Genomic DNA, 26,470 nt, shown 5'->3' with positions numbered 1-26,470 from the left:
ACTCCACCACCCCCGAAGGGACTTCCGTGACCATCGACCTTGCCGCACTTCCCGAGGACTTCCTGTGGGGCACGGCCACGTCGGCCTACCAGATCGAGGGCGCCGTCACCGAGGACGGCCGCTCCCCCTCCATCTGGGACACCTTCTCGCACACCCCCGGCAAGATCGACAACGGCGACGACGGGGACCTCGCCTGCGACCACTACCACCGCTGGCGCGAGGACATCGCTCTGATGCGCCAACTCGGCACCAACGCCTATCGGTTGTCCGTCGCGTGGCCGCGCGTCGTGCCGGGCGGTGACGGCCAGGTCAACACGAAGGGCCTCGACTTCTACGACTCCCTGATCGACGGCCTGCTCGAGGCGGGCATCACCCCGTCGGTCACCCTCTACCACTGGGACCTGCCCCAGGTGCTCCAGGACCGCGGTGGCTGGCCGGCCCGCGAGACGGCGCTGCACTTCGCCTCGTACGCGGCGGTCGTCGCGGAGCGCCTCGGTGACCGCGTCAAGCACTGGACCACCCTCAACGAGCCGCTGTGCTCGGCCTGGATCGGTCACCTGGAAGGGCGGATGGCCCCCGGCCTGGCGGACATCACGGCCGCGGTCCCCGCCTCGTACCATCTCCTGCTCGGGCACGGGCTGGCCACCCAGGCCATCCGCGCGGCGGTCCCGGACGCCCAGGTCGGCATCGTGAACAACCTGGCCAGCGTGGAGGCCGCCACCGACCGGCCCGAGGACGTCGCGGCGGCCCACCGCCTCGACGGGCACACCAACCGCTGGTGGCTCGACCCGGTGCACGGCCGTGGCTTCCCGGCGGACATGCGCGAGCTGTACGGGGTCGAACTCCCCGAGCAGCCGGGTGACCTGGAGACGATCGCCGCGCCGCTGGACTGGCTGGGCCTCAACTACTACTTCCCGTCCAGCGTCGCCGACGACCCCACCGGACCGATTCCCCGGGTCCGCACGCTCCGCCGTCCCGGAGTGCCCCGCACCGCCATGGACTGGGAGGTCGAGGCCTCCGGCATCGAGCGCCTCCTGCACCGTCTGACGGACGACTACGGCGCCCGAAAGCTGTACGTCACGGAGAACGGTTCCGCCTACCCCGACGTCGTCCGTCCCGACGGAACCGTCGACGACCCGGAACGCACGGACTACCTGGAGCGCCACCTCGCCGCCTGCGCGTCGGCGGCCCGCAAGGGTGTCCCCCTCGCGGGCTACTTCGCCTGGTCGCTCCTCGACAACTTCGAGTGGGCCTACGGCTACGACAAGCGGTTCGGACTCGTGCACGTCGACTACAAGACGCAGAAGCGCACGGTGAAGGGCAGCGGACACCGGTACGCGGACATCATCCGCCAGTACGGGGAACGGGGGCGCAACGCGGCGTAGCAGGGAACCCGGCGGCCTCCTGAGGGAGCGTCCCCCTCTCGTGGCCGCCGGACGCGGTCGCCGGCCCCGGGCGCCGGGCGGGTGCTCGTGCGGACCCTGACGTCCGCTGGCTCCGACGAACAGCGGACCTCGCGTCGAAGCCAGCGGACGTCGGCCGTGGGGTCGGGGAACCGCCGCAGCCCGGTCCGTACGCCCTCGCTGGGCACGGTGGCCGCGAAGCACACCGCCTCGAGAGCGAGCCCTTCGTCGATGGGCAGGTTGACGCCGCGGGTGACCGCGCGCAGGCATGCCGCCACGGCCGTCGGTGCGTGCCGGGTGATCCGCCGGGCCAAGTTCCTCGCGGTGACAAGGAGTTCACCGGCCGGGACAACGGCGTTGACGAGCCCGGTCCGCTCTGCCCACGTGGCGGAAACGGGATCGCCGGTCAGGATCATCTCAAGGGCACGCTTGCGCCCGATGTGCCGCGGCAGCCGTTGCGAGCCGCCGAACGGCGGCGGGAAACCGAGGGAGATCTCGGATTTGGCGAACGTGGCGTGCTCCGCGGCGATCACCGGCGGGGCCGCCTCCGTGATCTCACAACCGCCCCCGTACGCGAGCCCGTTGACGGCGACGATCACGGGCTTGGGAAGCTCCTCGATCCGCCGGGTCAGCGCGTGTCCCCGTCGCCATCGACTGCGTGCTGCGTTCTCTCACCAGGCCCGGTGACGTCCTCGCGGTCGACGCGCTCAGCCACCCCGGCGTCAAGCTGCTCGCCGCGGCCCACGGGCTCGGTCTGGCACCGATCCCGGTCACGGCGACCTGGCCCGACCTCGCCGCGCTCGACCGTCTGTGCCGTACGCGACCCGTCCGCGCGATCCACGCGATTCCCGCGCTGCACAACCCGCTCGGCTGGGTCCTCGACCAGGAACGGCGTGACCACCTCGTCGCCCTCGCCCGTGCGCACGACTGTCGGTTCGTCGAGGACGGCACCTACGCCTTCCTCGACCCGTCGCCGCCTCTTCAGGGAACGGCCGTCCGCCGCATCGCTGTTGCCGGCCGGGGGTCTTCGGAACGACGGCCTGGGCGGGAGCCGGGGCGTTCGCGCCGCGTGGAACAACTCGGCCGGGCTCGCGGCCTCGTCGCCGCCGTCAGCCGGTGCCCGCCTCGGCGCGTGCGTAGAACGCGGCGAGCTCGTGCGGGTTCTTGGTGTAGACGTCGATCCGGCGCACCGTGCCGTTCTCGACCTGGTGGATCTCGACCATGGTCAACGGGAACTCCTCACCGGTGGTGTGGGCCGTGAGCGTTCCGGTGAGGGTTCCGACCACACCGGTCGGCCCCTCGAACACCTCGGCGGCGGTGATGGCGATGTCGGCGTGGGCCGCCATCGCGCCCAGGACCGACCGCACGAACGCCTCCCGGCCCCGGTGCACGCCGCCGTAGGGCAGCTGGATCGGCTCGTCGACGATCACCTCGGGATCGAGTTTGGCCAGGACACCCGGCACGTCGCCCTTGCTCAGCGCGTCGTACAGTCCGCGCACGACATCCGCGCGGCTCTCCGGGACCGTCCCGCTCTGGTTGCTCATCTGTCTTCCCCTTCAGTCCTGTTCGGTACTCGAGCCCTCATCCGGAACCCGGTGCCGGAGGGATCGTCCGGCCGGGGCCCGTACGTCCTCGACCGGTCCTGCCCCGATCGGATCGGGGCACTGACCATGCAACGGGAGACGGCCGTGCGGGGGGAGTCCTTGCCGTGAGGGGTACCGGCAGGGACCCCCACGCGTCGGGCGGCCTGCCTACCCTGTCCTCATGGACAACCGGGACGCAGTCAGCGCATTCCTCCGCTCCCGTCGCGACAGGATCACCCCGGAGCAGGCGGGTCTGCCGACATACGGACAGCGGCGGGTGCCCGGACTGCGCAGGGGCGAGATCGCCGCGCTCGCCGGGGTGAGCGTCGAGTACTACACGCGCCTGGAGCGCGGCAACCTCAGAGGTGTCTCCGACGGCGTACTGGACGCCATCGCCCACGCCCTGCGGCTCGACGACACCGAGCGCATGTACCTGTACGACCTCGCCCGCGCCGCCGGTCCGGTGTCCGGGGCTCGGGCACGGCAGCGGACGGCCCGGCCAACGGTGCGGCCGAGCGTGGCGCGGATGGTCGAGGGAATGCCGGAGCTGCCGGCGTACGTGATGAACGACCGCCTCGACACACTGGCCGCCAACCCGCTCGGCCGGGCCCTGTACTCGGAGATGTACGCCGACCCGGCCTGTGGCGGGAACGTCGCCCGGTTCGCGTTCCTCAACCCCGCGGCCAGGCGGTTCTACACCGACTGGGAGCGCATGGCCCGCTTCGCCGTCGGCGCGCTGCGTGTGGAGGCGGGAAGGAAACCCTACGACCGGGAACTGACGAACCTGATCGGTGAACTGTCCACCCGCAGCGACACCTTCCGCGTGCTGTGGGGATCCCACGACGTGCATGTCTTCCGCGACAGCACGAAGCGCCTCAACCATCCGCTCGTCGGCGACCTGGAACTCGACCAGGAGACCCTGAGCCTCCCGGACGAGAGCGGCCTGAGCGTCGTCGTCTACAGCTCGCCGCCCGGAACCCCCGCCGCGGACGGCCTGAAGCTGCTCGCCACCTGGTCCGCCACGACCGGCCAGGAGCAGGACCCACCGTCCACGGTCGTCACGCCACGAGGTGAAGGGCTCGGGTGACGTTCACAGCACGTGCGGCCCGGAGACGAAGCGCCCCTTCCTGTCGTAGGGCCAGGCGTTGGCGACGCATCCGTGCAGGCCCTTGATCTGCTGCATCATGACGGGGGCCGGTTGCCCGGGACCCGCGCAGGTCATGTGCGAGTAGCCCAGGAAGTGCCCCATCTCGTGGTTGACGATCAGCGCCCGGTAGTCGTGGATCGGACCGTCGAACGTGGGCGACCCCCTGACCCAGCGCCTGAGGTTCACCACCACCCCGCCGGGAATCTCGCAGTTGTACTCGCCGCCGGTGTCCTGGTGGATGCCCGCCCAGCACAGGGCGTCCGCCGTGCCCGGTGTCGCGATCCTCACCTTGAGGTCGTAGGACTCCCCGGCGCTCACCAACTGGAACGCGAAGCCCTCGTTGCGGGTCCAGCCACGGGGAGCGGCGAGGATGCCGGCGATCTCGTTCGCCGCTCGGGTCGGCGAGATGCCGATCCCGCCCTCGACCTCCACCACATAGCGCAGCGGACGCGTGCCGTGGCCGACCTTCGCGCCGGTGGCGTGCGCGGCGACGAACGTGCCGGTGCCCGTCGAGGGGACGTCGATCTGCGTGGAGGTCGGCGTCGGGCTCGGTGTCGGGCTCAGGGACGGGGTCGGGGTGGGCGTGGGCGTGACGCGCACCGTGCTCCGTGGACGCGGCGTACCGCTCGACGCGTCGCTCGACGCGTCGCTTCGTCCGCTGTCGAGCAGGAACGTCGCGGAGCCGAGCAGGCCGGCGGCCAGCAGAACGCCGACCAGACAGCTCAGGCCCCGACGGTGCGGACGGCCCCGGCGGTGGGAGGACCGGTTCTGCCGGCCGCCGCGCCGGGGGGCCGCGTCGATGTCGGTGGGTGGTGCGGATTCCAGCTCTCGTGCCGAATGCATGGCAGCCGAGACTGGTCAGGCCAGATGATGACCATTGGTTCGGCTCATAACGAAGAGATAACGAGTGGTTTCCCTCAACAGAATTGCCTGCCCAGCAGCACGCGGACCGGAGACCACCGGCACACCCCACCCCTTGTGACCCTTCTGTAACAGCTCCCGGCAGCACCCGTCCTCTCGAACAGCCGCCGAACACGTTCCGTGCATACTGTCGAAGTGCCACGAGTCCTACTTGTCGAAGACGACCCAGATGTCCGTAAGGCCGTCCAGTTGGCGCTCCGACATCAGGGGCACGACGTCTTCGCCGCCGGAACGGGTGAAGAGGGTCTGGAACAGCTCCGCCCCTTCCACCCGGACGTCGTCGTCCTCGACCTCATGCTGCCCGGCATCTCCGGCCTCGACGTGTGCCGCCGGATAAGGGACCGCGACCAGGTGCCGATCATCATGGTGACCGCCAAGGGGGACGACATCGACGTGGTCGTGGGACTGGAGGCCGGCGCGGACGACTATGTGGTCAAGCCCGTGCAGGCCCGGGTGCTGGACGCGCGGATACGGGCCGTACTGCGCAGGCAGGACGCGTCGGTGTCCGACGCCGTCCGCCCCCGGGCGGAGGCGCACGGCGAGCTGGTCATCGACCGCGCCGGACTCCTCGTGACACACCGCGGTGAACGCGTTCCGCTCGCTCCCTCGGAACTTCGGCTGCTGCTCACCCTGTCGGCCTCGCCCGGCCAGGTGTTCAGCCGCCAGCAGCTGCTGGAAGCGGTCTGGGAGCACAGCTACCACGGCGACATACGGCTGGTGGACGCCTGCGTGAAGCGACTGCGCGGCAAACTCGGTGAGCTGGGCGGCGATCCCCGGTACGTCCAGACCGTACGTGGCTTCGGATACCGCTTCGGTTCCTCATGAACGGCCCGAGAGCCGTCCGGGCACGGAAGGCCGTACGGAGACGCGAGACCGCACGGCAGCGCGAGGCGATACCGAGTGGCGACGCCGTACCGGGTCGCGAGGCGGTACCGGGTCGCGAGGCCGTCGCCGGCCGGCAGGGCCCCGGGCCGGTGCGGTTCCTCCGGGCGGTCCTGGCGAGGACCCCGCTTCCGCTGCGGGGCCTGCGCTCCCGTCTGGTGGTGGCCTTCGCCCTGGTGGCCGTGGTGAGCGCCCTGAGCACCGGAGCCCTCGCCTTCCGGGAGGCGCGTACGGGGGTGTTGCAGCAGAGCCAGGACGCCGTCATCCGGCAGTTCCGGACCAGCGTCGACGCGGTGGCCGTCTACACTCCCCTGCCGCCGGACCGGTCGAACCTGCAGACGGCGGTGAACCAGGTGCTCCGCGCGAACGCCTCACAGGGGTGGCGGGTGATGGCCACCTACGGCAGCCTCCGCGCCTACTCGCCGAGTGCCGAGTTCGACAAGCTGAGCCCGGAACTGCGCCGGTCCGTGGGAACCCGCCGCGCCGCGGTGTTCCAGCGGGTGAACGCCGGCGGGCATCCCTATCTCGTCGTCGGCATGCCGGTCACGTACAACTCCGGCGAGGGCAAGGACGCCAGGCTCTCGGGGCTCGCGATGTACCTGGTGGTGCCGCAGAACACCGAACAGGCCTACGTCCAGGCGATGGTCAGCGGCATCGAGCGGGCCACCGTGGTGGCACTGTGTCTCGCCGTCGTCCTGGCGCTCCTGGCCGCGAGCGGTGTACTGCGTCCCGTGCGCGCGCTGCGCCGGGCGACGCGTCGGATGGCCGAGGGGCACCTCGACATCCGGCTGGCCGTCAACGGTTCCGACGAACTGGCCGACCTCTCACGGTCCTTCAACGACACGGCGGCCGCACTGGAGCGGTCGGTCGCGGAGTTGCGCCGCCTGGAGGCCCGCGCGCGCCGTTTCGCCGCGGACGTCTCCCACGAACTGCGGACGCCGCTGGCGGCGATGTCGGCGGTCACCGACGTGCTGGACGAGAACGCGCCGCACCTGGACCGGGAGACCGGCGACGCGCTGCGGCTCGTCAGCGAGGGGACCAGCCGGCTGAGCGGGCTGGTGGAGGACCTGATGGAGATCTCCCGCTTCGACGCGGGCGCCGTCCGACTCAACCTCGACGAGGTCGACCTGGCCGAGTCCGTCCAGCGCACCCTCGCCTCCCGCGGGTGGCAGGGTCAGGTCGAGACCCACCTGCCACGGCCCGGCGTGCTCAGGACGCGCGTGGATCCGCGCCGACTCGACGTGGTGACGGCCAACCTGGTCGGCAACGCGCTGCGGCACGGGGCGCCGCCGGTGCGGCTGACCATGGGGGTGCGGGAGGAGCGGGCGGACGTGGCGTGGGCCGTCATCGAGGTGACCGACAGCGGACCGGGAATCGCCGAGGAGGCCATGCCGCACATCTTCGAACGCTTCTACAAGGCGAGCACCGCACGGACCAGGAGCGAGAGCAGCGGGCTGGGCCTGGCCATCACGGCGGAGAACGTGTACCTGCACGGGGGGCGCATCAGCGCGGCGAACCGGCCGGAGGGCGGATCGGTGTTCACGGTCGAACTCCCCCTGCGCCGTGAGTCCCCGGACGCCGACGAGGCCACCGCGGGTGCCCGGTGAGGGGCTCCCGCGCGGGGGCGCTGCTGGCCGGACTCTCGGCCGCGCTCACCCTCGCGGCGTGCGGAGTCCCCCCGTCCGACGTCATCCAGGCCGGCGAACCGGCGAGCGGCATGTCCTCGCCCAGCACGGCGCCCCGGGCGTCGGCCGCCATCACCCTCTTCTTCCTGCGCGACGGTGATCTGGCGCCCTATGGCCGCAAGGTCGACGACCCCGGGGACCTCGGGGCCGTCGTACGTCTGCTGTTCGGCGGACCGACCGCGAGCGAGACCGCGACGGCGACCACGAAGCTGCCCCGCCTGAAGGAGGCACCGGAAGTGACGATCGACGACGACGGCGCCCTGTCCGTCCTGGTCCCCCGGAACGTCCCTCCCCTCAGCCATCTGGCCATGCTCCAGCTGGCGTGCACGGTGGCGGCGCGGCTGCCGGACGGCTCGCAACCCGCGGACGCGGCTGGGGACGGCACCACCGGCGGTGCTCCCACCAGTGCGCGGCCCGCCGCCACGCCCCCGAGCGTCCGTGTGCGCGGGAACGGATGGACGATGACGCAGCCGGACGGATCGTGCCCCGACCCTCTCCAGCCGTAGGAGGGACCCGGCCGCTGCCCCGGTACGGGTGAAGATCATCGGCTGACGTGACCCCGGCCCTGACCCCGTACGGTCCGCAGCACCGCGAGGACGCACAGGGTGCCGATCACGCAGGACCAGCCGTTCACCAGATGGACGGGCACGAACTCCGCGGCGGCGCCGGCCGCCACCATCCCCGCGCCCTGGATCGTCATCAGACCGGCCGACTGCACGGTCATCGCCCGCCCGCGCATCTCCTCCGGCACGGCGTCGACGAACCACTGGTCCACACCCAGGGTGTAGGCCCCGGTGAGGCCGGCCACGAACATCGCGGCGAGGGACCAGGGCAGCGAGGGCCCCAACAGGAAGACGGCGTAGGGCAGCAGGGTGCAGGCCACCAGCGGTCCGGCGATCCGGCCGCGGACCACCGGGCTCAGGTACCCGCCCGCCAGGGACTCACCGAGGATCATGCCGACCGGCATCGCCGCCATGAAGAGGCCGAGCCCGGTCGTCCCCGCGCCGGCCGCATCCGCGTACGGCGCCGCGAGCGCCTCGGGGACGACGGCGAAGAACGTCGGCACCCACCCGAGCAGCAGGAGCGACCGCACCCGGCGGTCAGCGAGCAGGGAAGCCGTGCCGCCACCGCCCGCGCGGTCCCCCGCACCGCGTGCGGGCCGCCGCCGGGTGCCCAGGCGCAGCAGCAGCGCCGACCCGAGGAAGGCGGCCGCGGTGAGCAGCAGCGCGCCGCGCGGCGGCACGACGATCAACAGCAGCCCGCCGACGCCGAATCCGACGACTTGCGCCCCCTGCGCCACGATCCGGATCAGGGAGCGCCCGAGCACGAAGGTGTCGCCGGGGAGGATGTCGGCCAGGCTCGCCGCCCGCGTCCCCGTGAAGACCGGGCCGACCGTCGCCATGAGGCCGCGCAGGACGAGCAGAACCGCGATCGGCGTCCCGGGCAGGACCATCCCGGCAGCGCACGCCGCGCACAGCAGGTCGCAGACCACCAGCACCCGGCGCGGCGGGAAGCGGTCCGCGATCCCGGCCAGCAGCGTCCCGCTGATCGCGTACGGCACGAAGCCCAGCGCGAAGGTGAGCGCCGACAGCAGCGGTGAGGCGGTGAGCCGGAACACCAGCACCGCCAGCGCGATCTGGGCCACGACCGTGCCCTGCAACGACAGGACGTGCGCCGCGAACACGGCCCGGAACTCCCGCACAGCGAAGACGGCCCGATAGCCGGCGGGCGCGGCGGCAGCGGGGGCGGGGTCGGCGTCACGGGCGGCGTCGGCTTTCAGCGTCATGGACCGCAGCCTGGCGGTCCGGTGCCGCCGCCCGTAGTCTTTCGGCTGTGGCCGAAAGTCACACCCCTGAGGAGGTCCACCCGTGCCCGTCCACATGCGCTTCGGGCCGGACGACCTGCTGCGCTGCCGGTTCGGGATATCCCCGCTGTGGGAGGCCCAGGGCGCGGTCCGCGTCCTCAAGCAGGTACGGCTGCAGGGCTACCATCTGCCCTGGCTGCGGCAGACGGAGGCCGCGGCGCGTGAGCTCGACCTCACGCCGCTGTGGCTGCTGATGCCGCACCACGGTCACACCCCGGACTTCCTCTGCCCGCCACCGGACGGCCCGCTGACCTCCATCGAGGAGGACCTGGCCCGGCTACGTGCCACCGGCCCCGACACCGCCCGCGACGACCTGGCGCGCTCCCTCGCAGACACCCCGGGCGCGGCGGACGCCGGGCAGGGGCGCGCCATGCTCGCCGATCCGGTGCGCGCGGTGCAGGAGTTGGCGGATCTCTGTGAGCGGGTCTGGCACGCTCTGGTCGCCCCGTACTGGCCCCGGCTGCGCGCCGTGCTGGAGGCCGACATCGCCTTCCGGGCGCGCCGGCTCGCGGACGACGGACTGACCGGGCTCTTCGCCGATCTCCATCCCTCGCTGAGCTGGGCGAACGGCACCCTGACGCTGCACAGACGGACGGAGCACGACCGGGACCTCGGTGGCGACGGCCTGGTCCTCGCGCCCAGTGTCTTCGTGTGGCCGGACGTCGCGGCGGGCTTCGACCCGCCCTGGCAGAGCACCATCGTCTATCCGGCCCGCGGCATCGGCGGTCTGTGGCAGGCCCCGCAGTCCGGTTCCGACGCCCTCGTGCGGCTGCTGGGCGCCAACCGGGCCGCCATCCTCGGCGGCCTCGGCGAGCCGGCGACGACCAGCGCGCTCGCGCACCGGCACGGGCTCGCCCTCTCGTCCGTCTCGTCCCATCTGTCGGTGCTCCGCGACGCGGGCCTGCTCACCTCGCGCCGCTACGGCCACCAGGTGCTCTACGAGCGCACGCCGCTGGGCACCACGCTCGCGAACGCCTGACGGACCTGACCAGCCTGACCCACCTGACCCACCTGATCGCCCTGATCGCCCTGATCGCCCTGATCGATCCGGGCCCTGTGCGGCCGTGAGCGGGCCGTGACCGCCGGGATGCCCCCGGCGGCGGCCGCCTCCGCCGGGGGCAGCTGCTCCCGGCTGACAAGGAGCAGCAAATCACGGTGGTCCACAGGGAGTTCGGCCAGCGACCGGCGCACCGCGGGGGCCGCGGGGGCCGGCGCCGCCGCGTCCAGGCGTTGGTCCACCACCTTCCAGGGATCGGTGACCTCCGGTCCCGGTACCGCCTCCCTGCGTCCCGCCCGCCGAAAGGTACTGGTCCAGACGTTGCGGGCCACCCCGAACAGCCGGCCGCGCGCCGAGCCTCGCGAGGGGAACGTGCGACGGGCGGGGAACGCCGCAACCACGCCTCGGACAGCGGCTGTTCCCCCCTGCGGCCTCTGCGATAGGCTCACTCGCCGTCCCCCGCCTGTGGCATGGCCATCGATCACGATCGACGCGGCGGTCCGGCCGGCTTCACCTGGCGTTGTCGAGTGCACCCAGGAGAGAATTACAGCCGTGAACAACGCGGATGCGCCCGTTCGGAACACGTCCGGTCCGGCCGGACCGGACGCCCGGCGGCCCGGTGACCTTCGGACCCTGCTCGACGAGGGCACCCGTGCCGTCGTCGACGACGGCGATCTGCGCACCGGCCGGGACCGCTTCGAACGCGCCTTCCGGATCGCCGAGTCGGTGGGCGAGGAACGGGCGATGGCGGTGGCCGCCCTCGGCTTCGGCGGCCTGTGGGTGCACGAGCACCGTACGGTCGCCGGCTCGGTTCTCCTGGAGTCACGGATACGCCGGGCCCTGGAGCTGCTGGACCCTCAGTCCTCGCTGGCGCTTCGGCTGCGGATCCGGCTGGCCGGGGAGGGCGACTACCGCAACAGCGACAACACGGCGGTCATGGCACTGCTCAAGCAGGCGCGGGCACGACAGAACCCGATGGCGCGTGCGGAGGCCCTGAGCCTCGCCCATCACTGCCTGATCGGCCCGGAGTACGGAGCACTGCGCCGTCAACTGGCCGCCGAGCTGGTCGCGGAGAGCTTCCGCACCTCCCGCCGCAGCGATCTGCTGATGGGCCTGCTGTGGCAGACGGTCGACATGTTCCTGGACGGCGACCCGCACGCGGAACGCTGCCTGTCGGAGCTGCGGGGGCTGTTGGCCGAGCAGGACCATCTCGCGGTGGGGTTCGTCGTGAGCGCGATGGAGGTCATGCTCGCCGTCCGCGCGGGCCGCCTCGACGAGGCCGAGGCCCTGGCCAGGGCCTGCACCGAGCGCGGGATCGCCGCCGGTGACGTCAACGCGACCGTGTGGCAGGCCGCGCAGCTGGTGACCATCCGCTGGTACCAGGGCCGGGTGGTCGAACTCGTGCCGCTGCTCAGCGAAGTGGTCAACTCCCCCACCCTGAGCGCCGTGGACGATCACGCCCTGGCCGCGCTGGCGGTGGCCGCCGTGACGGCCGGGGACCGGCGGAAGGCCGTCAGCGCGCTCGCCACGCTGTGCGGCCACGACCTCGGCGACCTGCCTCGGTCCAGCAGTTGGATGGTGACGATGCACGGCGTCGCGGAGGCCGCCTATCTCCTCGACGACACCGCCACGGCGGCCCGGGTCTACGAACTGCTGCGTCCGTACGGTCATCTGCCGATCGTGGGCAGCCTCGCCGTCGCCTGCTTCGGCTCCGCCCACCACGCGCTGGGCGTCGCCGCACTGACCATGGGAGACGTCGACCGGGCCGTGACCCATCTGCGGGACGCGGTACGGCAGAACCTCGCCCTCGCGCACTGGCCCGCGGCCACGGCCTCCTGGGAGCGGCTCGCGGTGGCCCTCGAACGGTCCGGGCGGCAGGCCGAGGCCGACGCCGTCCGGCGGGAGATGGCCGTGGCCGCCGCTGAGGCCACGGCGTCGGCACCGGATACCGGGGGCCCTGACGGTGCGGACGAGCAGGGCGAGGACGGGCAGGGGCAGACCGCGGCGTTCTGTACCCGGCTGGGCCGCAAGTGGCGGATCGGGGTCGGCGGGCGCAGCGTCCTGGTGGACCACAGTGTGGGGATGCTCCATCTGGTGGTGCTGATCGCCAACCCGCGCCAGGAGATCCGTGCCGTCGACCTCGTGGCGGGGCTGACCGCGCTCGACGGGGCCGTCGAGCACACGGGTCTGTCCGGGCAGCGGGCACTGGACCGGGTGGCGACACAGGAGTATCGCAGTCGTCTGACGCGGCTGCGCCTCGAACTGGACGAGTTCGCGGCGGAAGACGACCATGCGCGCGCCGCCGCGGCCCAGGCCGAACACGACTGGCTGGTGGGCCAGTTGGCGGGGGCCACGGGACTGGGCGGCCGCGCCCGCCGCTTCCCCGAGGGCGAGGAACGCTCCCGGGTCGCGGTGAGCAAGGCCGTCCGCCGGGCGCTGGACCGGATCGCGGCAGCCGACCCGGTGATCGGTGAACACCTGCGGCACGCGGTGCACACCGGGGTGCGGTGCTCGTACTGGCCCGCCTGACGGGTGCCGGACCGCGCCGCCCGGATCGAAGCGCCGGCCACCCGCCCGGCACCCCGCGCGGGCGTCGGCAGTGTCCGTGTCCGGCATTTGGCCGCGTGCGTACGGACGGGCCGGCTCGGCCCCTGTCGTGCGGGGCGCCGTCCGGCGCTGTCGCGGGTGAAGGCCCGTCGGGGTCGCCGGCGGTATCGCACCGCCCCCGGTCGACCGCCCGCGCACGACCGGGTTCGCGGCTCGCGGCACCGGGGAGTCGTCGTCCGCCGGTCGGCGGTCCCGTGGACGGCGCGCGTCACAACCCGGTCAGCGTCTGCCAGGTCGTGGACGCGACGACCCCGTCGGCCGGCAGGCCCTGGGCGGACTGGAAGGACCGTACCGCGCCGCCGGTGGCCGAACCGTAGGAACCGTCCACGCTCAACGCGGCTCCGTGGATGACGAGTTGGCGTTGCAACGCCGTCACCGCGGGCCCACTGCTGCCCTGCTGCACGACGACGGCGAGAGCCCGCCAGGTCGCGGGTCCCACGATCCCGTCGGCGGACAGACCGCGGCTCGTCTGGAAGGACCGCACCGCGCTGCCGGTGGACGAGCCGAAGGAGCCGTCCACGCTCAGCGCGGCTCCCCGGGCGTTGAGCAGGTACTGCGCGGTCCTGACCCGCTCGCCGCTCGCCCCCTGCTGAACCACCGGCCAGCCGGTGCCCGGAAGCGGTGTGCCGCGTCCGGCGGGCAGGGGGAAGGGCATGGGGAGGAGCAACTGTGTGTTGCGGGCCTCGGCTGTTCCACGGCGCTTGTCGATACCGGCCGCCACCGCCTGAAGGTCGTTGGCGGCCAGCTCGCGTCCCAGCGAGGCCAGCGCGGCGGGGGTGCCGGTGTCCCCGTCGAACGACAGCGGTGCGTCGGAGTCGACCATGGTGGTGAAGACGGACAGGATGCCGCCGCCTTCGGCGATCTCGAAGATCCGGCTCTGGATGGGCCAGTCGATGTGCGAGGCCGTGTTCACCTCCCAGAAGCCGTTGCGGAGGGTGGACGGCCAGGAGGTCTTGTGGGCCGAGATGTTGTTGGTGTGGGTGTGGCCGTCGACCAGGAGGATCACGTTCGGGAAGCGCAGCAGCAGGTCGCGGAGTTCCGCGCCGCCGTAGGGGGACGCGCTGTCCGTGTTGTCCATGGAGTCGAGGGTGTGATGGCAGCAGATGACGACGAGTCTGTCGGTCACGCCGGGCTGGGTGACGACCGTCCGGGCCCGGGTGCCGTCGGAGTCGTCGAGTTCGTAGCGTGAGCTGTTGGCCTTGAGCTGGGCGTTCAGCCAGTTCCACTGGTCCTGGTCGAGGGCGCCGTCGGCACCGCCGCCGGTGTTGGTCGTGTCCAGCACCAGGAACTGGAACACGTCGTCCGGCCCCGGGGGAATCGCGTAGTAGCCCTTGTCGCTGCCGGAGGTGAAGCCGTGTCCGCGAGGGGTACCCGTGGTGTTGAAGTGCTCGGCGATGAAGTCGCCCCGCGTGAGCAGCCGGCGGGACGGGTCTGCCGTCACGTGGGCGGTCCGGAGGGTGAACTCGCCCGTCAGCACGTCCTTCAGCAGGTCCAGGTAGTACGTCGCGGTGTTGTCGAAGACGTCCGGGACTCCCTCGATCTCCGTCAGTTTGGTGGAGCCGGTGGCGACGGCCTTGAGCGGGTCGAAGGGGAGGGTGTCGATCGGGACGTTGCCCTGGACGAGCGCGTCGTGGTTGCCGTAGGCGGCGTACCAGGGCATGCCCAGTCCGGTCGCCGTGAACGGTCTGCGGGCGGCCCCCAGCAGGCCGGTCACGACCGGAAAGCCGTGGAGGGCGTTGTTGTCGGGCGGGGTCTGCCGTGCTTCCGGATGCCAGTAGTGGGTCTCCGTCCCGAACTGGCCGCCTGCCACGCTCTCGTCCATGGTGAGGTCACCGGAGTCCGGTCGCACCGGGTTGCCGTCGAGCAGGTCGATGTACCACCGCGACTCGTTGTACTGGCAGTTGTCGACCGCATCGCCCGTGACGACGGTGAAGGCAAGCGGTGTGCTCGTCCGCGGGCCGCGGAGGACCTGCCGGACGGCTCGGCACATCGCGTCGGTCGTCTGTGTCGACAGGAATTCGTGAGCGCGGTAAGCCGATTCGGTCGGGTACGAGTTGTAGTGCGGGGGTCCGTAGTCCGCGAGCCGGTCCAGACACTCGACGCGCAGTGGTGACTGGTCGTCGACGATGTGCAGGTCGGACATCTGGGCGAAGGCGATCAGCGACCGGATGACCTGCGGCGTGGTCGCGGGGGTGAAGTCGTCGCGGACGACGTGCGGTTCGCCGGGGCCGGCGACCACGCCGTGGTATCCCGTGCCCAGGTCGGGACCGACCCGTACGGTCCGGTCCAACGTGGTGAGGCCGAATGCGGCGCCGGTGCCGGGAGGCTGCGACGCGGCGACGGCGACGGCGCGCGGACCGCCGACGTCGAGGGCCGCGGCCACCACGGCCACTCCGGCAGCGGTCAGGATCCTGCGACGGGAGACGGACATGTCGATTCCTTCGGTGTGGGGGCGGACATGCTGTGCGGTCGTCGTTCGCCCGTCCGCCACCCCGTCGACCGCGGTGGAGTTCCCAAGGGCCGGTGACGGGACGGTCGCGGGGAAGGCGGAGACACCCGCGGGTGCCGGCCCCGCCGCCGAGCGGCGGGGCCGGGACCTGTGTTCAGGCGGATGAGCGGGACGGATCCGGTGTCGCCGGGCCTGTCACAGACCGGCGGAGGTGTGCGTGGCGCGCAGTGTGAACTGGCAGGACTCCCAGGCGGACCAGGTGGTGCTGCTGGGGTCGGTCTGCGTGCAGCGGTACAGCGTGCCCGTGTCGTCGACGGCGAACAGTTCGATCCTGCCGGACCCGTTCCGCTCGGCGCAGACGTGCCGCATCCGCAGCGTGGTGTTACCGGACTGGGTCGGCAGCTGGACCCAGGACTGCCAGGTGCCGGCGGCGGGGGCGGTCTCGAAGCGGCGGAAGAGCTGCCCGTCGGGGTTGGTGCCGAAGATGGCCAGGCGGCCGTCGAGGTTGCGGGCCATGTCGACGGAGTCGAGGATGCCGTCGAGCGGCAGCACGCCGCCCCACTCGCTCTCCGTCTGCGCGTTGGCGACGTTCATCCGGCGCTGGATGAGGAGGCCGTCCTCCTTGATGGCGACCAGCACGGCCCGCCCGTCGGAGCCGGTCTCGACGGCGAGTTGGATCGCGGTGCCGCCGAGCTGGGTCCAGGGAGTGAACCAGCCGTTCGAGGCGGTGTCGTCGTTCAGGAAGTCCTGCCAGCGGTGGCGGATGGTGTTGTCGCCGCGGGTCGCGTAGACCTGCATGCCGCCCCACTGGTCCTGGACCGCGGTCGCCGAGGTGAAGCCGGAGTCGAACTGCTGGGGCGCCGTGTAGGTGCTGCTGCCCGCGCTGGTCTGCGCGCGACGGGTCACGTAGCCGTTCTGGTCGATGGCGAACACCTCGACCCGGCCGTCCTGGTGGCTGCCGGCGGTGACGGACTGCCACCCCGGCCCGCTGTCGAGCTTCGTCCAGGACCGCAGGCCGCCGCCCGCGGTCTGCTGACCGGTGTTCCACAGGTTGCCCTGCGCGTCCGTGCCGAACAGTTCCAGGCGCCCGTCCTTGTTGCGGGCCGCGGTGATCGGGGAGCCGAGCGGGTGCGGGGCGTGCAGCGGGAAGGGGGCCGGCAGGAGCAGTTGTGTGTTGCGGTCCTGGGCGACGCCCATGCGGTTGGTGATGCCGTGGTTCACCTCCTGCGGGTCGTTGGTGGCCAGCTCCCGTGCCAGGGAGGCCAGTTGTGCGGGCGTGCTGGTGTCGCCCCCGAACGACAGGGGCGCGGCGGGGTCGACCATGGTGGTGAAGATCGAGATGGTGGCGGGCCCGGCTGAGGAGCCGAACTCGCCCGCGTTCTGCGCGTCGGGGCTCGCCATGATCTCGATGATGCGGCTCTGGATCGGCCAGTCGATGTGCGAGGCCGTGGAGATCTCCCAGAAGCCGCCGGAGATCGGGCTGGACGCCGGAGTCGGATGGGGGACGATCCTGTTGGCGTGGGTGTGTCCGTTGACCATGGCGATCACGTTCGGGTAGCGCAGCAGCAGTGCCTTGAGTTCGTCGCCGGTGTGCCGGTCCCCGAAGATGCCGCCGAAGATGCCGTCGTCGAGGTTGTCCATGGTGCCCAGCGTGTGGTGGCAGAAGAGGACGTACATCTTGTCCTGCACACCGCTCCGCGTGACGATGCGGTTGTTGGTGTCGACGTAGCGTGAGCTGTTGGCCCTGAGCTGCTGTTCCAGCCAGTTCAGCTGGTCGGTGTCGATCGACCCGCCCGCGGCCCCGGAGCCGAAACCGTCGGTGTTGGTGTTGGTGGAGTCCAGGGTGAGGTAGCGGATCAGGTCGCTGGAACCGGACGGGATCGCGTAGTAGGCCTTGTCGATCCCGACGCCCTGGAATCCGTGGCCGACCGGCAGGCCGGCTGTGTTGAAGTGGTCCTGGATGAACGCCTTGCGGGTGAGCAGCCGCCGGTCGGGGTCGGCGACGACCCTGGTTCCCTCCAGGTCCCAGGCGACCATCAGCTTGCCGAAGGTGCCGAGGTCGCTGTAGTTGTCGGGCAGGTCGGCGGAGGTGCCGGTGGTCTTGGACGAGCCGACCGTCATGCCCTGGACGTCGACGAGGTTGTTGTCGATGGGTTCGTTGCCCTGCCACAGGCCGTCGTGGTTGCCGTACGCCGCGTACCAGGGCATGCCCAGGCCGTGGGAGACGAACGGCCGGCGGGCCGCGCCCACCGCGCCGCTCGCGTCCAACAGGCCGGGGACATAGGGGAATCCGAGACCTGACGTGCCGGTGTACTGGTTGCCCGGCACCTGCTGCGGGGGCACCGACGGGTAGTAGTAGTGGTTGTCCCCGGTGCCGCCGCCGGTCAGGGCGCCGCCGGAGAAGCTCTGGTCCAGGCCGATGCGGCCGGAGTCCGGGACGATGGTCTGGCCGCCGTCGAGCAGGTCGATGTACCAGCGGTTCTCGTTGTGCTGGCAGTTGTCGATCGCGTCGCCGGTGACGATGGTGAACTGCAGCGGCTTCTTGCTCCGCGGACCCTCGCCGATACCGGCGAGGGCCTGGCACATCGCGTCGACGACCTGCGTCGACAGGAACTCGTGGCCCCGGTAGGCGGAATCGGTGGGGTACGAGGCGTAGTGCGGGGCGCCCGCGTCGGCGTAGCGGTCCATGAACTCGAGGCGGGCCGGCGACTGGTCGTCCACGATGTGCAGGTCGGTCATCTGCGCGAACGCCGCCAGCGCCATCGTCGGAGGGCCGAAGCGGGACCAGAGGTCGGTACGTATGGTGTGCGGCTCCCCCGGCCCGGCGACTAGCCGCTGGTAGCCCGCGCCCTGGGCGTAGCTCGCCCGCTGCACCGTCCGGTCCCACGTGGTGGCCACCGGCACCTCCGATGGGGAGGCTGTCGCCGTAACGGGCGCTCGGCCCGCGGCCGTCGGCGTCGCAGCTTCGGCGGCGGCGCGGAAACCGCCCGCGTCGATGGCCGACACCACCACGCCCACTCCGGTCGTCGTCAGTAGCCTTCTTCGTGAGATACCCACGCCATGTCTCCCGGGAAAGGTCGAACTCGTCTCTCCTTCTGGCGTTCCATTCCGTTCCGCCTCGTTCCACGGGCCCGTCAACGGCCGGGAAGCGGAACGTCGCGGCGGAGCGCGACCCCGGTGTCGGCGGCACGCGTGACGATCGTGGCGACGGCGCGTTCGGCGAGGGCCGCGATGGTCAGTGAGGGGTTGACGGTGAGGGACGTGGGGACGGCGGCGCCGTCGGTGACGAACAGTCCGCTGTGACCGCGCAGTTCGTGGCCGTCGGTGAGCGCGCTGGTGGCGGGATCGTCGCCGATCCGCGCGGAGCCGAGCGGATGGGCCGTGACGGTGTCGGCGACGTCCTCGCTCCACGGGCGGACCCGGGAGAGGCCGTCCTTCTCCAGGATGTCCCGCAGTGCGGTGTCGGCCCGGTCCCATGCCCGGCGGGTACGGGAGGTGGGACGGTAGGTCATCGTGCCCTGTCCGAGCCCTGGCGCCAGCCGGGTGAAGCCGCCGGTGAGCGGGACCACCCCGAAGGTGCCCTCGTTGTCGTCCTCGGTCATGGCCAGCAGGGTGAGCCAGGACCGCCACCGGGCCCGCATGTTCCGCTTCTCGACGCCGAACCAGGCGGGCGAACCGGCGGCCTGCGCCAGCAGGTTGGTCAGCGGAGGGAAGTAGATCTGCTGGAGGGTGAAGCGGCTGTACTCCGGGGCGGTCGGGTCCAGGTGGTCGTAGGTGGCGGCGGTGATGGGCCGGCCCACGGGCAGCCCCTGGTAGGCGGACCCGTCGGGACGTGACAGCCCCAGCAGTGAGCGCGCCTTGTCCTCGACGATGTCGGCGACACTGACGCGGTCGCCGTTGCCGGAGAAGTAGCGCCCCACAGCGGCCGGAATGCCCCCGAGGAGGAGAGCGGAGCGCTGGAGGATCACGGGCGTGCCCACGGCACCGGCGGCGAGTACGACGACCCTGGCGTGGATGACGCCGGCCTCCGAGGTGCAGCTGTAGTCGTCGGGATCCAGGACGGTGTAGCCCACGGCGTAGCGGTGGCCGGACAGCGGCGACGGGGTGACGGTCTGCACCTCGTGCAGCGGACGGATGTCGGCGCCGTGGGCCTCCGCGGCGGGCAGGTAGTTGAGCAGCAGGGAGCGTTTGGCGTCGAAGCGGCAGCCGGAGAGCATCCAGTTGCAGTTGGTGCAGGCGCTCGTGTCGACCGCCACCGGCACGGGATTGCAGGTGTGCCCGGCCCGCCGGCAGGCGGCTGCCAGGACCCCGCCCGCGTAGGACACGTCCGGCCAGTCGGTCCGGGTGACCGGCAGCGCCTCCTCGACCCGGTCGTACCAGGGGTCGAGGGCGGCCCGGGTCAGGGCGGCCGGCCACAGCCGGCGGCCGAGGCTGCCGTGGCGCTCGAAGACGAAGGACGGTGCGCGCAGTGAGGCGGCGAAGTAGACGACGCTCCCGCCGCCGACGCAGTTGCCGGCGACCACCGAGACTCCGTCGCCCTGGATCACGTCCACGATCTTGTTGTAGGTGCCGAGGCGCATCGAGTGGGTGAAGTCGGCGGCGGCCGCGCGGGGGCCGCGCTCCAGCACAGTGACGCGCGCTCCGCCCGCCGCGAGGTAGTAGGCCGGGATCGCACCGCCGAAGCCGCTGCCGATCACCAGGACGTCCGTGGTCTGCACCGTCATGCCGGGCTCCCCGAAGCGGTCGTGTTCGGATGAAGGTCCGCCAGCGGGCGGCCGTAGGAGAAGTCGGGGAAGCGCCAGAGGCCGTCCGGGTCGGGCTCGGGGAAGCGCAGCCACGCCAGCCCGGGATGGCCCTGCCCGAGGGCCTCGACGGTGTCCTGCTGTCCTGCGGTGTCGAAGGCCAGCCCCACCAGCAGGCTCATCACCTGCCAGATCGGCCGGTCCAGGTCATCCGGGTCGAACAGGCCGCCGACCAGGGCGGTGCGGTCGGAGAAGGACAGGCCCACGAAAGGCGGGCGGGTCGGTGGCAGCCAGATCAGCCGGAGGGCGGCATAGGCGACGGCGCGCGCGTCCAGCAGCGCCGCGATCGCCGGGAGCAGCGGCGCCACCGGCAGTTCGGGCGAGGCGAGGAGGCCGACGGCACCGGCCTGTACCGCACCCGGCCCGGTGACCGCGCCGGCGACCACCACGTCACCGGGAAAGCGTCGCGCGCCCGGGATCAGGGTGTCGGCGAACGCCTCGAGCGTCTGTGTCGTCCAGCTCTCGGAGGCGTCGGCCGCGTCGGCCACGGGCGAGTCCAGACCGTCGGCGGACAGTCCTGCGAGCGTGGCGACGAGTGCCTTGAGGATGGCTCTCCGGTCGGGTCCGGTCATGATGGGTCACCCGGCCAGCGCGCAGCGAAGGTCGTGGGGCAGTGACACGGTCAGCCCGGTCTCGCCTGCGGCCCGGCCGTAGTCGCTCAGCGCGCGGGCGACGTCGGGGAAGAGCGGTTCGAGGGCCGTGACCGCGTCCCCGATGCCCACCGTGTGTCCGTCGACACGGAAGTTCGTCAGGCGGGCTCCGGCCCGTCCCGCCGCCTTGTCCCACCAGTACTGACCGTCCCACGCCACCCACGGCGTCGCGCCGTGCGTGGACTGCACGCTCCAGTGGTCCTTCTGGTAGTAGTGGCAGGTCACCATGGCGACGGCGAACCGGGAGGGTTCGGCCACCAGGAACCGCAGGGCCCCTCCGTCGTCGATGGTGATGTCCCGCTTGCTGTACTCCACGCACAGCGGGTCGGCGAACGTCAGCCACCACGGCGGCTGTTCCCCCTCCCCGAACTCGTGCCAGGTGCAGCCGGCGGCGAACCCCGGCTCGGTGAACGGCCCCGTGGACGTGTCGACGGCCCCCGCGGAGCGGGTCGCCTCCCGGACCGGGTTCTCGCGGACGACCGGTTTCGACGGTGCCGCGTCGGCGGTGCTGCTCGTGAGCAGCACCGCCGACGCTCCCAGAAGCAGCGCGCAGCCGGCTGCGGAAACACGAAGGCGCAGGGGAAACACGGGACCTCCCGTAGGCGGAGCAGGGCGAACGTCACGCACGACCGACCGCCGTCACAGCACGCTGGGCGGGGCGGCCGGCTTACCGAGGATGGGGCACACCTACCGCCCGGTACAAGAGGTGGGTCAGTGACTGAGCCACTGAGCCTGCCGCAGGAAGTTCCGTCAACTGCCTTCCGTGCTGCGGTTGTTGTGCTCCCGACCAGGTATCGCGTCCCGGCGCGGCCGTCCCCGCGGACGGCTCGGCCCACCACGTTTCGCACCACCGTGTCGCCCGCTGTCGACGTCCACGGACGACTCGATGACCGACTCCCGCCATCCGCCCTACCGGACGGACCCGGGCGAACCGCGGCGGCGCGACATCGGCGAACCCGATGTCGCGCCGCCGCGGGGCGTCACAGCGTCGCGGTCGTTCCCTCCCCGGAAGCGCTGCCCGCGAGCCATTGGTCCCAGCCCAGGTTGAACGCGGCGTAGCCGTTGTCGGCCGGCGCCTTGGCACGGGGCGAGCCGGTGATGGTGACGGGGTCGCCCTGCTTCACCTCGCCGTAGAACCACTTGGCGTCCGACATGGACAGGTGGACGCAGCCGTGCGAGCCGCGGGCGCTGCCGCTGCCCGGGTTCGGGTCGCCGGTCGAGTAGTGCACGTAGGTGCCGGACTGGGTGAGGTGGACGTCCCAGGGCAGCGTCAGGTCGTAGTAGTTGGGGCTGCCCTTGTCGCAGCTGATACCGACACTGCAGGAGGTCATGTGGACCTTCTCCTGCTTGTCGATGACGGCCATCGTGCCGTTCCACGTCGGATACTGGGCGCTGCCCGCGTTGATCGACAGGGTGCGCACCGCCGCGCCGTTCCGGGTCACCTTCATCGTGTGGCCGGTCACCGAGACAGCCGCGCGCACGTCGTCACCGACCTTGAAGGTGTGCGTGTAAGTGCGCACGCCGTACCGTCCGTTGCCGTTGTCGACGCCCTTCATGTCGGCGTCGATCTTCACGGTCGTCCCGGAGGGCCAGTACGTCTTCGGGCGCCAGTCGGCGCGTTTGTCGCCGAACCAGTGCCAGGCACCGGCCACCGGCTGCGAGGCGCTCACCTTCATGTGCTTCTCGACCGTGGCCCGCGCCTTGGCCGCCACCGGGTTCGTGAAGACCACCGAGATCGGCATGGCCACACCGACCGTGGTTCCCGTCTGCGGCGTGATCGTCTCCAGCAACATCGGCGGACCCGCGGGCTTCGTCGGTGACGGCGAGGCGCTCGCGCTCGGCTTGCCCGGCGCCTTCGCGTCGTCCCCGCCCGCCTTGTCGCTGCCGCCCCCGCCGCAGGCACTCGCAGCCAGCAGCATCACACCCGTGACGAGTGCGATCCCTATGCCACTCTTGCGCCGTCCCACGACCTGCTCCGCTCTCTCGCCCCACGACCCTGACGGGCCCGACTCAGTGTCAGACACCGGCGGAGGGGCCAGCAGTTGCACGCGTCACGTAAAACGTGTCTCAAGTCTCGGCTCGCGGCCCGGACCGGGGACGAGACGCTCGGGTCTTTCCGCGCGGGGCCCCGAGTGCGCTCCCCCGTTGAAGTCGTGGCCGCGCAACCGTAAGGTCCGCGGTGCGCCCGATCGTGTGAAACGGCCCGCTGTGGCTGCGGCAGGAACCCGCTCCGGGTGATCGTTCTCCGGGGCGTGCCGGGCCCGCCGTCCACGGCCCGTGATCGAAGGGCGTGACGGTGGCGGTCGATGTGGTGCGCGAGTCCGCGCGGGCGGGCCGGGTGGTGCTCTGGGAGGAGTCCCCGCGGGACGGGGCTCAGGCGAAAACCCTGATGACGGGTGACTTCCGGGTGCGTCTGGCCCGTGCCCAGGGCCGGATCTTCGCCGCGGACGGCCCGCGGCACGCGGTGTTCGCCGCCGGCTTCCCCGCCGTGTGCGCGGAGGAGTTCGAAGCGGTCCGGCAGGTGGCGGTGGAGGCCGGGGAGACGGTGAGCGTGTCCGCGGTGTGCCGGGGCACCGCCGGTGACGTACGCCAGGCCCTGGCCGCGGTCCGGGGCAGCGCGCACGCCAGGATCATGGTGATCGTGCCCGCGTCCGAGGCGATGGCCGGGGTGATGACCCATGGCTCGGCCGAGCGGGCGTTGACCGCCGGTGCCGCGCTGGTCGCGGGGGCCAGGGACACCGGCGACGGTGTGGCTGTCGATGTGTGCCTGGCCGACGCCTCCCGGGCCGATCACGCCCTGACCGGCGAGCACGCCGCGCGGATGACGGAGGCGGGCGCAGGGGTGGTGGTACTGGCGGACACGGTCGGCGACCAACTGCCGCAGGACGCCGCGGCCATGTTCACCACCGTGCGCCGCCGTGCGGGCGACGACGTGGTCCTGGCCTCGCACCTGCACAACGACCTCGGCCTCGCTCTGGCCAACACCCTCCAGGCACTGCGCGCGGGCGTCCGTGTCCTGTCCTCGTCCTGGCTGGGCATCGCCGAACGCAGCGGTATGGTCGCCACCGAACCGCTCCTGTTCCTGCTCGCCTACCGCCCCGACCGCGCCCGTGAACTCCTCGGCGACGGCCGCGCCCCGTGGTGGACCGACCCCGACCTGACCCTGCCGCCCGGCATCGCCCGCATGGTGGCCGCCGAGACCGGCGCGCCGCTGGGTGTCACCACACCGATCGTGGGGGACGGCGTCGGCACCATCTCCACCGGTACCCCGTTCGTCCATCCCCGCCTGTTCGAACCCTACGATCCCCACGCGCTCCTCGGTATCGAGCCCCGCGTGATCCTCACGCATCTCGCGAGCGCCCGAGTGATCACCGCCGTCGCCGCGCGGCTCGGACACGGACTCGACCCGGACCAGACACGCACCGCGGTGGCCTGGGTGAAGTCACAGGCCTATCGACAAGGACACGCTGTGATCGACGACACGGACTTCGGCGACTACCTCACCCGCCTGACCGTCCCCACCGCCCGCACTCCGCGATGACCGCGGCGCACACCGGCATCGTCCACGCCGTGCACGCGAGCCTGTCCCTGGGGCGGGCCGCGGTGCTGCCCAACCACGCGCCCCTGACCTTCGTCGTCGCCGCGACCGCCGCGTCCGCGGTCAACCGGGCCAAGGACCGCCCCGCCGACCAGCCCGTCGCCCTGTGGACCCATCACCCGCACACCACCGACCTCGTCCTGCCGGCGCTCGAGCTGGCGGAGCACGCGGCCGAATCCGCCCGACGGCTGCTGACCGACGAGCGGGTCACGGTGCTGGCCCCGCTGCGCCACGACCACACGCCGCCCGCCTGGCTGGCCCCGGCGACCCACAACGGGTGGACCCTGCTGTTCGGCGCCCGCTGGAGCCCCCTGCAGCCGGTCCTGGACGAGCACCCCGTCCTGTACGTCAGCAGCGCCAACCGCACGGGCCGGCCCCCGGCGCCGACCGCGGCCCAGGCACGCGCCATGTTCCCCGAGGACGTCCCCGTCCTCGACCCGGCCGCGCTTCCCGGCACCACCCCCGACGCCCCGGGCTCCCCACCCCGCGCGGCGACCACCACCCTCCGTCTGCACCCGGACGGCCACCTGGAACTGCACCGCTCCGGCGCACAGGACGCGATGCACCCCGACCCCACCGCCTATCTGCACCATCTGCGCGCCGCCGGCCACGGGGGGCCGAAGGCCACTTAAAGGTGGGGTGTTGGTCAAAGGAGAGCCGGTGCCGCACGCCCACCTGCACTTCTACGTCGTTCCGCGGTGGGTGGACGACGGCATCTCCACTTGGCCGACCGGGCGTTCGGCGCACCCTCTCCCTGGTGATCCGGGGGCGCGGCTTGCCGACGCTCTCACCTCGGGACGGCATCGCAGAAGTTGAGCCAGAACCCAAGTACAGGTTCTGGCTCAGCTTCCGTGCTGAGTGACGCTCCGTTATGGCTGGACATCGAAGAGAGCAATGGAAGGGGGTGGCGCGGAAAGCACTGCGCGAAGGCGCGTGAGTATGGCTCGCCACTGCTTCCAGTCCTCCGGGTTGACCCAGTTCGAGGCTGGCCCATCCTCGTCGCCGACGATGCGGGCGAGGGCTTCGTCGGCGAGTGCGCGCAGGTCGGAAGGGAACAGGGGCATAGGTGTTTCCGGGCCGTAGGGCGTGTCGACGGGGTCGCCTTCCGGGCATTGCGCCGCGATCAAGGCGGCGGCGGCCACCGCCTCTTCCGCTTCCATGAGATAGCCGGTTGCGTCGATCGTTCGGACGAGGACGCCTCGGATCAGGGCTTCTCGCGCCTCGGGCTCGACATCGTCGAGCGCGTTGGCGAAGTCTGCGGCTGTGTCGTTGTCGAAGGGGCCGGTATCCCAGGTACCCATGCTGATCTCCTTGCATATGGTCGCCCGGATCCTCGCATCAGGCACTGACAACACGACTACGGGACGAGCAGGACCCGTTTGCGAAGAAGGTCGAAGCCTGCGCGGCCGAACATCTGGCGCTTGAGCATCTTGATCCGGTTGACGTGGCCTTCGACGACGCCGGAGTTCCAGGGCAAGGTGAGGCCGGCGATGACGGCGTCGCGGTCTCGGTCGATGCCCGCAGCGAAGGTGTGGAGGCTGGGCCGGCAAGGGTGTCCGGGTGCCGGAGGATCCATCCGGACACGGGGCGGGGCGAGGGCGGCATGGCGGTCACCGGCCGTGGCGATGTGCGCTTGTCGTGCAGGTAGGCGCGGACGCGCTGGAAGCTGCCCTTGTAGCCGAGCGGCACGATCTCTTCCTCGAGCTTCCAGGCGTTGGTGCAGCCCCCGTTCCAGCGGTCGTCCAGGTACCGCTTGTAGTCGTCGAGGACGGAGGGCCGGTTCTGCCATTGGCCGGTGAACAGTTCCCCTGACGTCGCGACTTCAGCGAACTGTTTGACGGTCCGCCAGGTCATCCGGAGGTGTCTCTGGATCGAGCGTTGG

General features: G+C 71.7%; 21 protein-coding genes and 2 pseudogenes. 10 read left to right on the top strand and 13 right to left on the bottom strand.

All coding sequences use genetic code 11. The annotated features are described in order from the left end of the window. The first annotated feature begins 26 nt into the window (after positions 1 to 26). The gene (locus OHB41_RS41765) at positions 27 to 1,385 is read left to right on the top strand and encodes a GH1 family beta-glucosidase (RefSeq protein ID WP_266705150.1); all 1,359 of its coding nucleotides are present in this window, start codon (positions 27 to 29) and stop codon (positions 1,383 to 1,385) included. Here the strand turns inward: OHB41_RS41765 and OHB41_RS41760 are convergent. Continuing rightward, complete coding sequence (locus OHB41_RS41760) at positions 1,292 to 2,002, bottom strand: enoyl-CoA hydratase-related protein (protein ID WP_266705148.1); 711 nt, start codon at positions 2,000 to 2,002, stop codon at positions 1,292 to 1,294. The two genes, OHB41_RS41765 and OHB41_RS41760, sit on opposite strands and share 94 nt — an antisense overlap. Positions 2,003 to 2,061: 59 nt before the next feature. Between OHB41_RS41760 and OHB41_RS52100 the strand changes: the two are divergent. After that, positions 2,062 to 2,301, top strand: a pseudogene (locus tag OHB41_RS52100) (PLP-dependent aminotransferase family protein); the annotation flags it as partial. Between the two features lie 211 nt (positions 2,302 to 2,512). On the opposite strand, the gene OHB41_RS41755 reads toward OHB41_RS52100, so the two are convergent. Next, on the bottom strand, positions 2,513 to 2,947 hold the full coding sequence (locus OHB41_RS41755) for a nuclear transport factor 2 family protein (RefSeq protein ID WP_266705146.1): 435 nt from the start codon (positions 2,945 to 2,947) through the stop codon (positions 2,513 to 2,515). A gap of 220 nt (positions 2,948 to 3,167) precedes the next feature. Between OHB41_RS41755 and OHB41_RS41750 the strand changes: the two genes are divergently transcribed. Next, positions 3,168 to 4,073: a helix-turn-helix domain-containing protein gene (locus OHB41_RS41750; protein WP_266705144.1), complete on the top strand. Its 906-nt coding sequence runs from the start codon at positions 3,168 to 3,170 to the stop codon at positions 4,071 to 4,073. A 3-nt stretch (positions 4,074 to 4,076) separates the two neighbouring features. On the opposite strand, the gene OHB41_RS41745 is transcribed toward OHB41_RS41750, so the two are convergent. Then, positions 4,077 to 4,976, bottom strand: coding sequence for a DUF3152 domain-containing protein (locus tag OHB41_RS41745; protein ID WP_266705142.1), 900 nt, complete (start codon positions 4,974 to 4,976; stop codon positions 4,077 to 4,079). A gap of 213 nt (positions 4,977 to 5,189) precedes the next feature. On the opposite strand from OHB41_RS41745, the gene OHB41_RS41740 reads away from it, so the two are divergent. From OHB41_RS41740 to OHB41_RS41730, 3 genes are read left to right on the top strand one after another with little or no spacing between them, the layout of a single operon-like run. After that, positions 5,190 to 5,879 (top strand): response regulator, encoded by a 690-nt coding sequence (locus OHB41_RS41740; protein ID WP_266705140.1) that lies wholly within the window; start codon positions 5,190 to 5,192, stop codon positions 5,877 to 5,879. Then, positions 5,876 to 7,543, top strand: a complete 1,668-nt coding sequence (locus OHB41_RS41735) for a sensor histidine kinase (protein ID WP_266705138.1) — start codon at positions 5,876 to 5,878, stop codon at positions 7,541 to 7,543. The genes OHB41_RS41740 and OHB41_RS41735 overlap by 4 nt, the downstream gene beginning before the upstream one ends. Then, positions 7,540 to 8,127, top strand: a complete 588-nt coding sequence (locus OHB41_RS41730; protein WP_266705136.1) for a hypothetical protein — start codon at positions 7,540 to 7,542, stop codon at positions 8,125 to 8,127. Before OHB41_RS41735 ends, OHB41_RS41730 begins: the two co-directional genes overlap by 4 nt. Positions 8,128 to 8,162: 35 nt before the next feature. Here the strand turns inward: OHB41_RS41730 and OHB41_RS41725 are convergent, their stop codons facing one another. Next, positions 8,163 to 9,407 (bottom strand): MFS transporter, encoded by a 1,245-nt coding sequence (locus OHB41_RS41725; protein ID WP_266705134.1) that lies wholly within the window; start codon positions 9,405 to 9,407, stop codon positions 8,163 to 8,165. Positions 9,408 to 9,489: 82 nt separating this feature from the next. Here OHB41_RS41725 and OHB41_RS41720 point away from each other — a divergent pair, with 82 nt between their 5' ends. Next, on the top strand, positions 9,490 to 10,464 hold the full coding sequence (locus OHB41_RS41720) for a DUF5937 family protein (RefSeq protein ID WP_266705132.1): 975 nt from the start codon (positions 9,490 to 9,492) through the stop codon (positions 10,462 to 10,464). On the opposite strand, the gene OHB41_RS41715 is transcribed toward OHB41_RS41720, so the two are convergent. Beyond that, positions 10,422 to 10,814 (bottom strand): sigma factor-like helix-turn-helix DNA-binding protein, encoded by a 393-nt coding sequence (locus OHB41_RS41715; protein WP_266705130.1) that lies wholly within the window; start codon positions 10,812 to 10,814, stop codon positions 10,422 to 10,424. The genes OHB41_RS41720 and OHB41_RS41715 overlap by 43 nt on opposite strands. A gap of 220 nt (positions 10,815 to 11,034) precedes the next feature. On the opposite strand from OHB41_RS41715, the gene OHB41_RS41710 reads away from it, so the two are divergent. After that, complete coding sequence (locus tag OHB41_RS41710) at positions 11,035 to 13,011, top strand: hypothetical protein (protein ID WP_266705128.1); 1,977 nt, start codon at positions 11,035 to 11,037, stop codon at positions 13,009 to 13,011. 286 nt (positions 13,012 to 13,297) lie between these two features. On the opposite strand, the gene OHB41_RS41705 is transcribed toward OHB41_RS41710, so the two are convergent. The 6 genes from OHB41_RS41705 to OHB41_RS41680 all read right to left on the bottom strand — a co-directional run bounded on the left by OHB41_RS41705 (position 13,298) and on the right by OHB41_RS41680 (position 22,909). After that, entirely contained in the window at positions 13,298 to 15,520 is a 2,223-nt protein-coding gene (locus OHB41_RS41705; protein ID WP_266705126.1) for a TIGR03767 family metallophosphoesterase, read from the bottom strand. Positions 15,521 to 15,733: 213 nt separating this feature from the next. Next, positions 15,734 to 18,436, bottom strand: a complete 2,703-nt coding sequence (locus OHB41_RS41700; RefSeq protein ID WP_266705124.1) for a TIGR03767 family metallophosphoesterase — start codon at positions 18,434 to 18,436, stop codon at positions 15,734 to 15,736. 236 nt (positions 18,437 to 18,672) lie between these two features. Continuing rightward, a complete protein-coding gene (locus OHB41_RS41695; RefSeq protein ID WP_266705122.1) occupies positions 18,673 to 20,262 on the bottom strand; it encodes an FAD-dependent oxidoreductase in 1,590 nt (529 codons plus the stop codon). Then, the gene (locus OHB41_RS41690; protein ID WP_266705121.1) at positions 20,259 to 20,912 is read right to left on the bottom strand and encodes a DUF5987 family protein; all 654 of its coding nucleotides are present in this window, start codon (positions 20,910 to 20,912) and stop codon (positions 20,259 to 20,261) included. Before OHB41_RS41690 ends, OHB41_RS41695 begins: the two co-directional genes overlap by 4 nt. A gap of 6 nt (positions 20,913 to 20,918) precedes the next feature. Beyond that, positions 20,919 to 21,515, bottom strand: a complete 597-nt coding sequence (locus OHB41_RS41685) for a hypothetical protein (protein ID WP_266705120.1) — start codon at positions 21,513 to 21,515, stop codon at positions 20,919 to 20,921. A gap of 455 nt (positions 21,516 to 21,970) precedes the next feature. Continuing rightward, positions 21,971 to 22,909 carry a L,D-transpeptidase gene (locus tag OHB41_RS41680; protein ID WP_266706527.1) on the bottom strand — a complete coding sequence of 313 codons (939 nt, stop codon included), beginning with the start codon at positions 22,907 to 22,909 and terminating at the stop codon, positions 21,971 to 21,973. Positions 22,910 to 23,286: 377 nt separating this feature from the next. On the opposite strand from OHB41_RS41680, the gene OHB41_RS41675 reads away from it, so the two are divergent. After that, a complete protein-coding gene (locus OHB41_RS41675) occupies positions 23,287 to 24,531 on the top strand; it encodes a hydroxymethylglutaryl-CoA lyase-like TIM-barrel protein (protein ID WP_266705119.1) in 1,245 nt (414 codons plus the stop codon). Further along, positions 24,528 to 25,220: a hypothetical protein gene (locus OHB41_RS41670; protein ID WP_266705117.1), complete on the top strand. Its 693-nt coding sequence runs from the start codon at positions 24,528 to 24,530 to the stop codon at positions 25,218 to 25,220. Before OHB41_RS41675 ends, OHB41_RS41670 begins: the two co-directional genes overlap by 4 nt. A 237-nt stretch (positions 25,221 to 25,457) precedes the next feature. Here the strand turns inward: OHB41_RS41670 and OHB41_RS41665 are convergent, their stop codons facing one another. Both OHB41_RS41665 and OHB41_RS52770 read right to left on the bottom strand, forming a co-directional pair. Further along, positions 25,458 to 25,889 carry a DUF4259 domain-containing protein gene (locus tag OHB41_RS41665; protein WP_266705115.1) on the bottom strand — a complete coding sequence of 144 codons (432 nt, stop codon included), beginning with the start codon at positions 25,887 to 25,889 and terminating at the stop codon, positions 25,458 to 25,460. Between the two features lie 56 nt (positions 25,890 to 25,945). Beyond that, positions 25,946 to 26,116: pseudogene (locus tag OHB41_RS52770) on the bottom strand (ISL3 family transposase); the annotation flags it as partial. Between the last annotated feature and the right edge of the window lie 354 nt (positions 26,117 to 26,470).

The sequence above is a fragment of the Streptomyces sp. NBC_01571 genome (assembly GCF_026339875.1).
Classification (GTDB): Bacteria; Actinomycetota; Actinomycetes; order Streptomycetales; family Streptomycetaceae; genus Streptomyces.
This window is presented reverse-complemented; position numbering and strand designations above follow the sequence as displayed.

Coding starts and splice junctions, on each gene's coding strand:
- OHB41_RS41755 (WP_266705146.1), bottom strand. CDS start 2,947: ATGAGCAACCAGAGCGGGACGGTCCCGGAGAGCCGCGCGGATGTCGTG.
- OHB41_RS41750 (WP_266705144.1), top strand. CDS start 3,168: ATGGACAACCGGGACGCAGTCAGCGCATTCCTCCGCTCCCGTCGCGAC.
- OHB41_RS41745 (WP_266705142.1), bottom strand. CDS start 4,976: ATGCATTCGGCACGAGAGCTGGAATCCGCACCACCCACCGACATCGAC.
- OHB41_RS41735 (WP_266705138.1), top strand. CDS start 5,876: ATGAACGGCCCGAGAGCCGTCCGGGCACGGAAGGCCGTACGGAGACGC.
- OHB41_RS41725 (WP_266705134.1), bottom strand. CDS start 9,407: ATGACGCTGAAAGCCGACGCCGCCCGTGACGCCGACCCCGCCCCCGCT.
- OHB41_RS41705 (WP_266705126.1), bottom strand. CDS start 15,520: ATGTCCGTCTCCCGTCGCAGGATCCTGACCGCTGCCGGAGTGGCCGTG.
- OHB41_RS41695 (WP_266705122.1), bottom strand. CDS start 20,262: ATGACGGTGCAGACCACGGACGTCCTGGTGATCGGCAGCGGCTTCGGC.
- OHB41_RS41690 (WP_266705121.1), bottom strand. CDS start 20,912: ATGACCGGACCCGACCGGAGAGCCATCCTCAAGGCACTCGTCGCCACG.
- OHB41_RS41680 (WP_266706527.1), bottom strand. CDS start 22,909: ATGCTGCTGGCTGCGAGTGCCTGCGGCGGGGGCGGCAGCGACAAGGCG.
- OHB41_RS41670 (WP_266705117.1), top strand. CDS start 24,528: ATGACCGCGGCGCACACCGGCATCGTCCACGCCGTGCACGCGAGCCTG.
- OHB41_RS41665 (WP_266705115.1), bottom strand. CDS start 25,889: ATGGGTACCTGGGATACCGGCCCCTTCGACAACGACACAGCCGCAGAC.